The following is a 12469-nucleotide window of genomic DNA, read 5'->3' as shown; positions in this document are numbered from 1 at the left end:
TTTCTCCCATTTTTCGAGGTTATTCCAGAGATTTATTGTAAGTTTGTCCACGATACGAACAACATGATACAATGAAAAAAATACAACTGACCGACACACATAAAGAAAAGCTGTTTCAAATCCCCCTTTTCCGGGATTTGCCTTTAAACATTAAAGAATCCCTATTGGAGAAACTGGATTTCGTAGTCTATGCAGCAAACAAGAAAGAGATAGTTGTTACACAGGGAACACCTTGTAACAAACTGTATGTGTTGTTGGAAGGGAAATTGCGCACGGATATTATCGACGGATTGGGAAATGAAGTGATGATTGAATATATCATCGCGCCACGCACTTTCGCCACTCCACATCTTTTCAACTCGGACAACACATTGCCGGCTACTTTTACAGCCCTTGAGGACAGTGTGATACTTATGGCAACCAAAGATTCTACCTTTAAAGTTATCAGCCAGGATCCGCAAGTGTTGCACAATTTTCTCTGCATTGCAGGCAATTGCAACATCTGTACCGTATCACGGCTGAAACCACTCTCCCGCAAGACTGTCCGGGAAAGATTTATCGTTTATCTGTTCGAACACAAGAAGAAAGATTCCCTGATAGTGGAGATTACACATACACAATCCCAACTTGCCGAATACCTCAATGTATCCCGTCCTGCCTTGTCGAAGGAAATTAATAAGATTATCAAGGAAGGGCTTATGACAATGGAAGGGAAACGGGTGGAAATTTTGAATAAGGCAGCTTTAGAGAAATTCATATAATAAAGAAACAGGGGCAGGGTTGAAACAAAGGAATAATTTGACTCTTATATCGAAAACAAGTTAAATATATAAATGAGCCGAAAAGAAATGAAACTGTTTTTGTTATATTTGCAATCAGAAAGAAAAGCAGAAAAATATGACAGATGAACAATTAGGGCAAATGAAGCTTATCTTCAATTACAACGATGTATTCTACAGTTTCTTCTATGATGACCTCAGCGGCTGCGTACACCGCTCCCGCGAATATGCCATCAATTACGTCTATTCAGGTGAGATGATTCTCGACAATGGCAATGAGCAAATTCATGTCGGAAAAGGCGAATGCGTCTTCATACCGCGCGACCATCACATCACGATGTACAAGAAGACGAAAGATGGTGAACGCTACTGCGGTATCTTCCTGATGTTCACACGTCGTTTCCTACGTGAAATGTACGGTAAGTTGGGACAACGTAAAGTACCGGCCAATACCGCAAAACTCAATTCCGGAGTGATAAAGCTTCCGAAAACGGTCGAACTCGCCAGTCTGTTCGCTTCGATGACGCCTTACTTCGATCCGAAGGTGAAACCTGCGGATGATCTGATGCAACTGAAATTGCAGGAAGGTTTGCTCGCATTATTACATATCGACAAACAGTTCGCGCCGACGCTTTTCGACTTCAACGAACCGTGGAAAATAGATATTCTGGAATTTATGAACGAGAACTACATGTACGAGTTCACGATGGAAGAGATGGCACACTACACGGGACGCAGCCTTGCCACATTCAAACGGGATTTCAAGAAAATCAGCGACCTCACTCCCGAAAAATGGCTTATCCGTAAACGACTCGAAGTAGCTTACGCCCTGATGAAAGAGGGCGGCAAAAAGGTCGTGGATGTTTATGCCGAAGTCGGTTTCAAGAATCCGTCTCATTTCTCAACCGCCTTCAAAAAACAGTACGGTATGCCGCCGACCGCCACATTCGTGTAAATCGGAGCAAAGTATATTGAGTTTTTTAATAGATTTATTTGAGCCTCACAGCGACGTCGCAGTGAGGCTTTCACATTACCTTGCAGCTTGTCCCTTACAGTAACCTTACGGTAAGTGCATCCTTGATAATTTTTCAGAAAATGGATAGTTGAGCTTTTGAGTAACTCCTTTTGAGCCTGACAATAATGTGCCGCTTATTTTATAGCCGTACCTTTGCAATATGAAATAGAACAATAACCATTTAAATAATAGAATGATGAGAACAGCGAATTTTAAATCCGTAGCTATCACAGCCTTGTTAAGTATGGGGCTGCTTACCGGCTGCACGAACGGTATAACAAATCAAAAAACAAGTAATCATATGGACACATTGAATCTTACACAGGAATGGGACAAAAAGTTCCCACAGAGCAACAAGGTAAATCATCGTAAAGTAACCTTCAAAAACCGCTATGGCATCACACTTGCCGCCGACTTGTACGAACCCAAGAATATCGAAAGTAAACTCCCTGCCATTGCCGTTAGCGGCCCTTTCGGGGCTGTGAAGGAACAGTCATCGGGACTTTATGCGCAGACAATGGCCGAACGCGGATTCCTCACCCTTGCATTCGACCCTTCTTATACGGGCGAGAGCGGTGGCGAACCCCGCAATGTGGCATCACCCGACATCAACACCGAAGATTTTAGCGCGGCAGTGGATTTCCTGACCGCACACCCCGATGTAGATGCCGAACGCATCGGTATCATCGGCATCTGCGGATTCGGTGGTATGGGACTGAATGCCGCCGCAATGGACACGCGCATCAAAGCAACAGTAGCTTCTACTATGTACGATATGAGCCGCGTGAATGCCAACGGCTATTTCGATGCCGAGGACAGTACCGAGGCACGCCGCAACAAACGCGAGACGATGAATGCCATCCGGACTCGTGATGCACAGAACGGCACGGCCACTCCCGGTACGCCCGGTCTGCCCGCCAGCATCAAGGGCGACGAGCCGCAATTCGTCAAGGACTACTTCGATTATTACAAGACTGAACGTGCTTTCCACGCCCGTGCCATCAATTCCAACGGTGCATGGAAACCCACGATGGCTCTTTCGTTCATCAATATGCCATTGTTGTCCTATATCCACGAGATTGACAATGCCGTATTGCTCATTCACGGCGAAAATGCCCATTCACGTTATTTCAGCGAAGATGCCTTCAAACGCCTCAAGGGCAACAACAAGGAGTTACTAATCGTTCCCGGAGCCAACCACACCGACCTTTACGACCGGAAGATTCCGTTTGACAAACTGGAAGCATTTTTCAAGTCGAACCTCAAATAAAAAATTGCCATAAGAACCAATATAACCCATGTGGAAGATAATTCCCGAAGCCTTTCCATTCATCTGACAGAGGAAGATTTGCATGATTTGGATACCGCGTTTCCCGCACCGGCACGGAAATTTTAATTCTTTGCCGTACACATCACTATTATAACATTACAGGGGTGCAGCCCACAAGAAAAAAGCTACTTGCCCGACGACTGAAAGAATTTGTCGAATATCCGGTATAGAGGTCTAAGTCATAAAATCCCGGTCAACATAAGCCAACCGGGATTCTCATCATTCTGTTTATTTCTCTACCATTTAGTGAAAACACTTTCGGGTTGATATTCTCCCTAAAATAAATCCGAATGAGTGCCAGTACGTAATAAATTCAAGATTTTAACCGAATCTTCCACCACATAGATTAACAGCCAATCCGGTTGGATATGACATTCCCTACAACCCATGTAGTCACCTCTTAATTTATGGTCTTTATTCTTATCCGGTAATGTTTTCTCTTCAGCTATCAAACGAACTACTTCATTAAGCTTATTAATATCAAGACCTCTTTTTTTAGCTATTTTCAGGTCTTTCATGAACTGATGCGTTACATTTATTTCAAGCATTTTCTGTTGCTTTTACATAAGCATCAAAAGAATTGAAATGAATCATTTCTCCCTTTTCCATTTCCTCCAAAGCCTTACGGGTAGCATCATTCATATTACTTTGCTTACGCACTTTCGCTATATACGACTTTATCTTTTTTAAAGTATCCAGATTATCTATAGCCATCAAATCTTCCATAACGTCCATCTTGATACTTTTTGTTTCCATTGTCATATCCATATACACCTCCTGACCTTTTTTGCAAAGATAATCATTATTTCCTTTTACAATATATTAAAAAGCAGTGTTTTTGCAGTATCATACACATATATTAATAGAGGTATGCCGCTATTAACTAAAAAAATCCCGGCCAACATTTGCCAACCGGGATTTTCATCATACTATTTACTTCTCTACCATTTAGTGAAAAACACTCTCGGATTGATATTCAACGATACCCATCCCCAGTCTTGCCAACTCCTATGATTTCCGCCTTTCACTACATCCATCGTTTTCGTGCCACGCATGAAAGAATATCCGGCAGAGAGTTTCACGTCTTTCATCACTGACCAGTTAATCTGATAATCGACTTCCGAACCTAAAGACTTCTTCAAATCCGGCAATTTAACCGCGGTAGTGAAATAGTGATAATTCATCTCCATATCCACCTTGTCCGAAGCACGGAAACGGACACCGATACGGCTGTCCATCAAACCGGGCGCATAACCGTCCACAAACAGATTCGCATAGAAATAGTCCATGCTTCCGTAGAACTTATGGTGTGTTCCGTAGAGAGGGTCGAACGCTTTAAACTTGCCACCGTTTCCCTTATCGCCGCTCAGATAGTCGAAACTTGCCACAACTCCCCATGTCTTGTCAAAAGCATAGGCAGCCTGCACGCTTCCCATTAATGCCGACACTTTCTCAGCATTCTTATTCTTACCCGTCTGATAGTAGAAAGCACCGTCCAGGTTCCAGCTACCGGGCTTATAGGTAAGATACGTTCCCATTGTTTGCAGGTAACGGGTATGCGAATCCTGCGTAGCCGCGTCCCCGGTTTCCAGTCCCAGGTTCATAAACAATAGAGAAGCGCCGAATGGGATTGCATCCGCTTTATAGTGATACCATACTGTCTGCATATTCTTATAAGGCTGTGCGCCGGAAGCATAATAAGTACCGCCTATCTTCTTCTCGTCATTCTGGTTGAAGGCGAGAATAAGGTGCACTTCATTATTCTTATTCGCATATCCCAGTTTCAACGCGTCATGATAACGTCCCGCCACATTCCAGTCCAGTCCGCCCAAGATACGCTCATCGTCATAAACCAATGCCTGACGCCCCAACTGGGCAAAAAGGCCGTGTCCGAAATTAAGTTTTGCCCATGCTTCGTTCAGGACAAAACGTCCGTTCTTGTCAATCTGCGGGTCTTGTCCCCAAACTCCGACGTGCTGTGCCGACATCTTTATTTCCAAGTCCGACCGCTTGTAGTCAATCGACAAACGGGCACGATTGTTGATAGACGATGCGGCTTTCACCCCTTCATTGCGAGGAAACCAGGCTCCGTTCCGATACTCCGCCCGAGGTCTGATTTGCATCGACATCGAGAACTCATTTTCCTTCTCCGTGTTTTGTGTGTATGCCATGCCTGGCAATAGCATCATAAGCACTAATGACCAATAAAATGTTTTCATCAATATTGCAATTTAAATGATTTGATATTTCAATTCAAATTATAAGTGTGTACACTGACTCCTTGTGCCGATGGAAGATAATTGATTCCATACCAGCACATCTGTAATAAAACAAACGATACTAACAAAATAACTAATGCCGGACGCGCTTTCAACGGTTTGCCCAATCTGAAATGGATATATACCAGATAGGCAAACCAGGTTGCCGCCGCCCATGTCTCTTTCGGGTCCCAAGCCCAGTAATGTCCCCAGGCTTCTTTCGCCCAGATAGCGCCCGTTAACATTCCCAATGTCATAAATGCCAGACCTACATAGGTGAGGTTGTCGCATAAATCCATCTCTTTTCGTTCTATTTCTTTCTTTTTGAACCAAAGCAGATAGACAGCCATCACCGTTGCCGCTCCCAACATGGCGTAGGCGAACATGTACACGATGACATGAGGCGCAAACCACGGGCTTTGCAAAGCAGGCATCAGGGTTTTATTATGAATCTCCGGTTTGAAGATATTAATACAGATAAACACCAGTGAGAGGATACAACTGAAACTAAGAATCCATTTGTACTTCCAACGCACATAGGTAATCAACCCTGCCAATGGCAGAAAGAAAGAATACCATAAACGCGTCTCTCCCATTGTCCGCATCGGGGGACGTTCCAATGAAATCCACATTCCAATCATAAAGCTGAAGAAAACAGCTAACCCTAACAGGGTAAATCCGTAAGCCCATCCCGGCTTCGTGCCTTTCCAGGCTGCAAAAGCTCCGATAGCCCAACAAACCAGTGCAATTATGGCAAACAGTACAAAATAGTCCCAACTCATGCTTTATCCTCCTCTTTCCTCTTTTGAGCATTCACGAACAGACAGATAGCTCCTGCCATCATCATAATAATTCCCGCATAAACTATCGGCAGCCACGGGTCACGAACCAGTTCGAAGATACTGACATCGCTCCATCGTCCTTTTGTCTCGTCGTAACTAAGCTGATAGATTTTCCATCCTTCCACTTCCATCGGACGGTTTACTTCGATTGTACCTTCGGTTATCGTTCCTTCCTGTGTATAAATCTTCACTTCCGACGCAAACCGTTGCGGTTCCCGTTCCGGCATCACAAGACTGGTCAACGAGTCCAGACGCATTGCCCTGTATGGAAAAAGAAAACTTCCGCAGCTCACCCAGCCTTCTTTCATCTGTTGACTCTTCTGATTAACAGCTTTCAGATATACGGCATAGGTAGCACCCATCGAATGAAATTCGGTAAATTTCAATGTATCCTCGGTAGCCACGGAAGCAGCCATCGGGATAGATTGTTCGATGGTGAGTTGCCAGTCCTGCAAGTTGCCGTCCGATACTCCTTCTTCCAGTAGAATATGTACCGGAGATTTTTCGGGAAGCGTGCGGCCTGTCTCATTGTCAATCAACATCAGTTTCGGGGGATATTCGTCGATAGTGAAATCCTTCAGTTCGATAGCCAATGGAAGTTCCACCAAATGCCCTTTATCATCGGTAGCCCGCCATTCGGCATTCCCCATCCGGGTAGTCATCTTCAAACGTTGCATATCGGCATTGCCTAAAGTAGCCGCTATCAACGCGACGAACAATCCGATATGATTGAGAAGAAACGAAAGGCGGCTCAGTTTGAAAGGAAAGCTGGCACGAAGTATCGTCAGTCCCAATGCAGTGACCATCCAAAAGTAAAGCAGAACGAAAGGCCATGACGAAATCATCTGCGAGAATCCCAGCAAATCCGTTGAAGCATTTGAAGCATGACCGGAAGGAACTTGCCGGACAAGCCCCATTATCACCGTCATGCCGACCACCCACAACAGGGCGGAGACGGCAGCGGAGTAATGGCTCAACCATCCGAATAAATACACACGTTTACGAAGAAGATGCATGACTATCAGTGCAATGATATAAACCACTAATACAATCACATTGACCGGACAGGCAAACAAGTCCCAGTTGATAGCACCCACCGTTATTTGCAGCAATATGCCTATTACCAGTAATCCTGCGCCAATCGTCAGCCCTTCCTTATAACTCCACGGTTTGCTCCACATATATATATTCTTATACTTATCTTATATCTATCCTATATTTGTCCTATACCTTATTTTATATTTGTTTTATATCTGTGCCAGACGTCCGTTTTCTTTCGCTTTCTCCAACCAGGCAGGAACAGTTGTTTTCAAGAACTTCTCTTTCGCCGCTCTTTCAGCGTCCATATCCAGCCCGATATATTCCTGTGCCTTTGCCTTCGTCGAGATGTCCGGCATCGGAACGTTATCTGTATATCCGTTCTTTGCCAGGACTTTGGATACGGCGAGACGAGCCTGCATAGCACGGTCGAGTCCGTGAGAAAGGATTCTCTGAATCTCCTGCGGTGCATGGAAAGAGCCGCCGTGTGAAGCCACTCCGAAGTCCCAACGCCACTGTGCCTGACGAATCAATGCAAGAACATCTTTCATCTGGTCTTCTGTAGCCCCTTTGTCCCAGGCAAACTTGGCTTCGATATGCGCTTTCGCCAATTCCTGTTCCAGACGGTTGCGGATTTCGTTCGCTTTGCGCTGACGTTCATAAACGTTATTGCGCAAAGTCTCTTCGCTCTCGCGATGGCAGACCTGACAAGTACGGTCAATCATAGCCAACGGGCTTTGGATATGGTGGTCACTGAATTTCACGCCGCCTTCACTCTTATAAGGCATGTGGCAATCGGCACAAGAGACACCTCTCTGACCGTGAATACCCATCTGGCAAATTTCATAATCGGGATGCTGCGCTTTCAGAATCGGCGTGCGGCTCAGTTTATGGATATAATCGTAAAAACCGGCCTCATCATAATAGGCTTCCATGTCTTCTACCGTGAAACCTTTGTCCCAAGGGAAAGTCAGATATTTGCCATCGCCTTTGAAGTAATATTCTACATGGCATTGCGCGCATACCAGTGAGCGCATCTCCTGCGGAGTAGCTTTGGTGATGTCCTTTCCCTGACGTTGGAAAGCTTCTATCAATGCCGGACGGCTGATATGAAGATTCATTGTTTCCGGGTCGTGACAGTCGGAACAACCAATCGGGTTCACTATTTCGGCACCCATGGCTCCCCACTTGTTATTATAGAAAGAGTCTACGCCGATGGCTTCCATCATACGGGGGACATCCGGACTCTTGCAAGTCCAGCAAGTGGACGGCTGCGGGCCGTCAGTCGGATTTACGGGTGCTCCGGTACGCAGTGAAGCGGTAATGTCTTCAATGGCATGCATATGTCCGCGCGGAGTGGAATAGTCTTTAGAGAAAGCATATCCTGCCCAAAGGACAACCATTTCGGGACGTTTTTCCAGTGCGTCGACTGCAATATTTCCATTAAATTCGCTTTCAAAATCAGTCTTTGCCGTTTCTGTCCAAGTCTGATATTCACGCGGGAAATCATCCTTGAAGAGTTCATTCCGTGCTTCAATCCCTTTGATGACGTTCTTACGGTTATTGAAGATGCTGGCGACTTCCGCCCTGCGCTCCATCAACGCAGAAACGCATAATCCCAAAACAAACACAACGACCATTGAACCTCCGAACAACAGCCATCCTTGCCATGATTTTAATTTCTTTTCCATTGTATATCGGTTTTATTATTTTATTACGTATTTCATTTCCTGTTAATCTTTATTATTCACCATTTTCCGTAGCCATTCGGGAACAGGGGATTCGGGAAGGGGAACGATAGCTCCCGGAGTGCCTGACAAGGAGTTCTTCCCGCCATGCGGAACATCGCGGTGACAATCCCAGCAAGCCTTTCCCTCTCCTACCTGCGACAACATATAATCAATCTTACCCGTCTTCACAAACTCGGTATTGAGCTGCGTATGACAGCGGATACAATTATTCATAATCACTTCGGAACTGGCTGCATGAGCCTGGATAACCTGCGGTTCGCTTTTCGTGAGAAAGGCGGCGACGTGCTTCATACCGTCTATACCTTTAAAAGTCCATTTCTTCACGGCATTTTCATGCGGCACATGACAGTCATTGCAAGTGGCGTCGCGTGCATGAGAGCTATGAAACCATGTCGCATAGTAAGGAGTCATGATGTGGCAGTTCACACATGCGGCCGGGTCATCTCCTAAATAGGTATGCGCACGAAGCATATACATGAATAGTGCTCCACCGCCCACAATAATTCCGCCGATGATGACAGCCGCTACCTTCCATTTATAAGAAGGAAAGAGTCGATTTATTATTGGTAACTTCATCATATGAAAAAGTATTTTTTACAAAAGTAAAGGTTTGGAAACAAAAAAGGTGTAATAGATATTACACCTTTTGAAAGAAAAAAGACTCTTTGTTAAAAAAAAGAAGAATCTGTCGTTTCCGCAGACTGGAAACAGTTTGTTTTTCCTTATAATACGCAATGGGGCATCTTATTCGTCGTGATGATGATCTTCATCTTCCACTTCGTTGCTCAACTTGATGTTGCGGGCGACATAAGACTCATTGCCTGCGGCATCCGTGCAATAAACCATCAAGTGATAGTCTCCCGGAGTCGCATCGGCGGGTATCACAATATCGTGATGATGAATATGCGCCGTTTTCTGTCCCGAAATATCATAGGATTTGTTGAAACTGAAATCCACGGTTGCCGCGGCAGCCCTGCTATTGCCGCCATGCGAATGGTGGTCAAAGTTGCTGTGTATCTCAATCTTATAAGATTTCAGCATAACATCGTCCGACAAGTCCATTTCCAAATGAACCCCGTGTTCATTTCCGATTTCAAGGGCTTGCCCCTCTTCCGGTTCGTGAAGTTCAATCAGCGGTTTGGTGGTATCACTGGAGTCGTCGTTATCACAAGAGACAAATACAAAAGCGGACATAGCCATAAAGGCAATCATCGGGAGATAAAATTTATTTTTCATTTTAGGATTTTTTTAAATGGGATTTTGATTAATAACTGGAAGTTGCGTCCCGGTTCGGGGATTTCAACTTTCCTGTAAAAGCTAAGATGATTGTAATATCGGGTATTGAAGATATTACGGGCGGTCAGGGTGATTTCTATTTCACTGTTTCCACCTGTCGGAATGTTTAATGAGCCGCCCAGATGGAACAGGTTTGCCCCGGACGTACGGTCTTCGTTGCGGTCGACACGGTTCTGACGGGCGATACTTTGCCATTCGGCATAAAGCATATAGCGTTTATGCTGCCAGGTCAATGTATTCCGCATACCGGGCGGCGGAGAGAAACTCAACGGGATATGTTCGTCACAATTATAGGTGTAGACATACTCGGCGGAGATACGATAATTGAAGTTGCGCAGAAAGCGGACATCTATCGTAGCTTCCGTTCCCGCGAATAATGCTTCCGCTCTGGTGTAGCGATAGATTTGTCCGGCATGGGGCAATACAGACCATTCGCCGGTAGGCCGCAGGAAGATATAATTGCTGAACCAACTGACAAAGGGGGAAACGGAAAAAGAGATTCTCCGGTAGTTCAGGTTATAAGAAGCGTCCAGTTGCCAGCCTTGCTCGGACTTCAGCGTCGCGTCTCCCTGCTCATGGCGGAAAGTGCCGTGATGCACACCGTTGGCGGCAAGCTCGTTCGCGCCGGGCAGACGGAAACTGCGTCCGACATTCAGCTTTATCATATGAGCGACCGAGGGTGTCCACACAAGTCCTAAAGAAAAGGAGTAATCACCGAAATGTTTCTTCACTGCGTGGCTGTTCCACTTATAGAAGTCTATCTGTTCCTGTTCATATCCTTGTTTTTGCAGATAATCGGCAAGATAGGCGTCTTCATGGGCAGAGATGTTGATATGTCCGTAGTCATATCGTACTCCCCCGCTAATGGAGAGGACATTGTTAGGTCGATAGGTGGTGAGCCAAAGCAATCCGGTGGTGGAACGGTGGTATTCGGGCAGTAAGAACGAATAGCCGGAGATGCCGTTTCGTTGATGCTGTCCGTCCCAACCCAGCGTATGCTCCCATGAGGAAGAACCGACAAAGCGGGCTTTTACCGAAGCACTGTAAGTATTCAGGTTAAAAGCCAGTTCTTTGTCCGGGTTTTTCTCCGGTGCGGGTTGCGAACCGTAGTGGGTATGGAAGGCACTCCATTCTTCACGATGATTGTTTTGGAAGCCCAAATCACCTGACAAGATTAGTTTCTCCCACGCATATTGCTGATGGGTAGTCACTTTCAGATGATTTACTTTGCTATATGGCAACTCAATATTGCGGCTGTCTCCGTCATCCTCTACGCGGGACGCGTCGGGCACGCCGTGCGCTCCTGGAAAGAAACCGGTCTTTTGATATACATTGCTCACGGAGTAGTTCGCCTTATACCTTTTTCTTTGATATTGGGTGAAGAATCCGACATTGCGTTCGATACCTGCCGTGTTCTTTAACTTGTGTCCGTAGACGGGCATTTTCTGCGTGAGATAAACGATGGTATCCGTAGGGATACGATAATCTCCGAAATGCTGTTCCGAGTAGCGGATATGGGAATACCAGGCATTCTTCTTTATTCCCAGCATCAGTGAGCCGCCAATCGTTCCATTGACAGATTTGCCCAAGAGTGTAACGTCTCCAAAGACACTGTTGCCAGTAGGGACGGGTGGCGGGGTTATATCAATCACTCCGCCCATCGCGTCGCTGCCGTACAGCAAGGAAGCAGGGCCTTTGAGGACATTGACCGCTTCGATATTGAAAGCATCGAGTTCCAGCCCGTGGTCGGCTCCCCATTGTTGCCCTTCCTGCTTGACGCCATTCTCCAATACGGCAATCCGGTTGAATCCTATTCCGCGAATCATCGGTTTGGAGAAGCCGGAGCCTATATCCATTGCTTGCACGCCGGGGATGTTCTCCATCGCCTGCATGAAGTTTCCTGTAAAATGTTTACGCAGAAAATCCTGATTTATCACTTCAACCGTGAGCGCAGACTTCTTGGCTTGACGTTGCCGGTACGTTTCCGTCACCACAACATCAGGCAAAAGCATGCTCTTGATTGAATCGGACTTCTGTGCGTGGACGGGTAAGGCTACAATCAGCCCCAGTACGCCCGAAATAATTCCGATACGCATCAATTACAATCTTTATTTAATGTGTAAAATGAGTATGAGGACAGGTTACAGTGAATCTGTCTTC

At 45.7% G+C, this 12469-nt stretch carries 12 protein-coding genes; 3 read left to right on the top strand and 9 right to left on the bottom strand.

The genetic code is table 11. The features are described 5' to 3' along the window. Positions 1–71 precede the first annotated feature (71 nt). The 3 genes from AB5443_RS10120 to AB5443_RS10110 all read left to right on the top strand — a co-directional run bounded on the left by AB5443_RS10120 (position 72) and on the right by AB5443_RS10110 (position 3064). On the top strand, positions 72–761 hold the full coding sequence (locus AB5443_RS10120) for a Crp/Fnr family transcriptional regulator (protein ID WP_022138635.1): 690 nt from the start codon (positions 72–74) through the stop codon (positions 759–761). Positions 762–897: 136 nt separating this feature from the next. Further along, positions 898–1734: an AraC family transcriptional regulator gene (locus tag AB5443_RS10115; RefSeq protein ID WP_303006963.1), complete on the top strand. Its 837-nt coding sequence runs from the start codon at positions 898–900 to the stop codon at positions 1732–1734. Between the two features lie 256 nt (positions 1735–1990). Further along, on the top strand, positions 1991–3064 hold the full coding sequence (locus AB5443_RS10110; protein ID WP_303006966.1) for an alpha/beta hydrolase: 1074 nt from the start codon (positions 1991–1993) through the stop codon (positions 3062–3064). A gap of 335 nt (positions 3065–3399) precedes the next feature. On the opposite strand, the gene AB5443_RS10105 is transcribed toward AB5443_RS10110, so the two are convergent. From AB5443_RS10105 to AB5443_RS10065, 9 genes are all read right to left on the bottom strand, one after another. Continuing rightward, complete coding sequence (locus AB5443_RS10105) at positions 3400–3672, bottom strand: type II toxin-antitoxin system YafQ family toxin (RefSeq protein WP_073342963.1); 273 nt, start codon at positions 3670–3672, stop codon at positions 3400–3402. Beyond that, positions 3665–3880 carry a hypothetical protein gene (locus AB5443_RS10100; RefSeq protein WP_195408644.1) on the bottom strand — a complete coding sequence of 72 codons (216 nt, stop codon included), beginning with the start codon at positions 3878–3880 and terminating at the stop codon, positions 3665–3667. Before AB5443_RS10100 ends, AB5443_RS10105 begins: the two co-directional genes overlap by 8 nt. A 185-nt stretch (positions 3881–4065) precedes the next feature. Beyond that, positions 4066–5343, bottom strand: coding sequence for an alginate export family protein (locus AB5443_RS10095; protein WP_303006969.1), 1278 nt, complete (start codon positions 5341–5343; stop codon positions 4066–4068). Between the two features lie 29 nt (positions 5344–5372). Continuing rightward, complete coding sequence (gene ccsA / locus AB5443_RS10090; protein ID WP_044656172.1) at positions 5373–6164, bottom strand: cytochrome c biogenesis protein; 792 nt, start codon at positions 6162–6164, stop codon at positions 5373–5375. Continuing rightward, a complete protein-coding gene (locus AB5443_RS10085; protein WP_368113992.1) occupies positions 6161–7405 on the bottom strand; it encodes a cytochrome c biogenesis protein ResB in 1245 nt (414 codons plus the stop codon). Before AB5443_RS10085 ends, ccsA begins: the two co-directional genes overlap by 4 nt. Before the next feature lie 66 nt (positions 7406–7471). Next, positions 7472–8953 (bottom strand): ammonia-forming cytochrome c nitrite reductase, encoded by a 1482-nt coding sequence (gene nrfA / locus AB5443_RS10080; protein ID WP_022138646.1) that lies wholly within the window; start codon positions 8951–8953, stop codon positions 7472–7474. Positions 8954–8995: 42 nt separating this feature from the next. After that, on the bottom strand, positions 8996–9592 hold the full coding sequence (gene nrfH, locus AB5443_RS10075; protein WP_195408648.1) for a cytochrome c nitrite reductase small subunit: 597 nt from the start codon (positions 9590–9592) through the stop codon (positions 8996–8998). A 165-nt stretch (positions 9593–9757) separates the two neighbouring features. Continuing rightward, the gene (locus AB5443_RS10070; protein WP_073342981.1) at positions 9758–10249 is read right to left on the bottom strand and encodes a DUF4625 domain-containing protein; all 492 of its coding nucleotides are present in this window, start codon (positions 10247–10249) and stop codon (positions 9758–9760) included. Continuing rightward, the gene (locus AB5443_RS10065) at positions 10246–12405 is read right to left on the bottom strand and encodes a TonB-dependent receptor (protein WP_368113993.1); all 2160 of its coding nucleotides are present in this window, start codon (positions 12403–12405) and stop codon (positions 10246–10248) included. Before AB5443_RS10065 ends, AB5443_RS10070 begins: the two co-directional genes overlap by 4 nt. Positions 12406–12469: the final 64 nt, after the last annotated feature.

The sequence above is a fragment of the Bacteroides sp. RTP21281st1_H5_RTP21281_210402 genome, from assembly GCF_040918965.1.
Taxonomy (GTDB): domain Bacteria; phylum Bacteroidota; class Bacteroidia; order Bacteroidales; family Bacteroidaceae; genus Bacteroides; species Bacteroides congonensis.
The sequence above is the reverse complement of the archived record's forward strand: the minus strand, read 5'-3'. Positions and strand labels throughout refer to the sequence as shown.

Bases quoted from the DNA above. Each gene is read 5' to 3' on its own strand.
- AB5443_RS10120 (WP_022138635.1), top strand. From the start codon at position 72: ATGAAAAAAATACAACTGACCGACACACATAAAGAAAAGCTGTTTCAA.
- AB5443_RS10115 (WP_303006963.1), top strand. From the start codon at position 898: ATGACAGATGAACAATTAGGGCAAATGAAGCTTATCTTCAATTACAAC.
- AB5443_RS10110 (WP_303006966.1), top strand. From the start codon at position 1,991: ATGAGAACAGCGAATTTTAAATCCGTAGCTATCACAGCCTTGTTAAGT.
- AB5443_RS10105 (WP_073342963.1), bottom strand. From the start codon at position 3,672: ATGCTTGAAATAAATGTAACGCATCAGTTCATGAAAGACCTGAAAATA.
- AB5443_RS10100 (WP_195408644.1), bottom strand. From the start codon at position 3,880: ATGGAAACAAAAAGTATCAAGATGGACGTTATGGAAGATTTGATGGCT.
- AB5443_RS10095 (WP_303006969.1), bottom strand. From the start codon at position 5,343: ATGAAAACATTTTATTGGTCATTAGTGCTTATGATGCTATTGCCAGGC.
- ccsA (WP_044656172.1), bottom strand. From the start codon at position 6,164: ATGAGTTGGGACTATTTTGTACTGTTTGCCATAATTGCACTGGTTTGT.
- AB5443_RS10085 (WP_368113992.1), bottom strand. From the start codon at position 7,405: ATGTGGAGCAAACCGTGGAGTTATAAGGAAGGGCTGACGATTGGCGCA.
- nrfA (WP_022138646.1), bottom strand. From the start codon at position 8,953: ATGGAAAAGAAATTAAAATCATGGCAAGGATGGCTGTTGTTCGGAGGT.
- nrfH (WP_195408648.1), bottom strand. From the start codon at position 9,592: ATGATGAAGTTACCAATAATAAATCGACTCTTTCCTTCTTATAAATGG.
- AB5443_RS10070 (WP_073342981.1), bottom strand. From the start codon at position 10,249: ATGAAAAATAAATTTTATCTCCCGATGATTGCCTTTATGGCTATGTCC.
- AB5443_RS10065 (WP_368113993.1), bottom strand. From the start codon at position 12,405: ATGCGTATCGGAATTATTTCGGGCGTACTGGGGCTGATTGTAGCCTTA.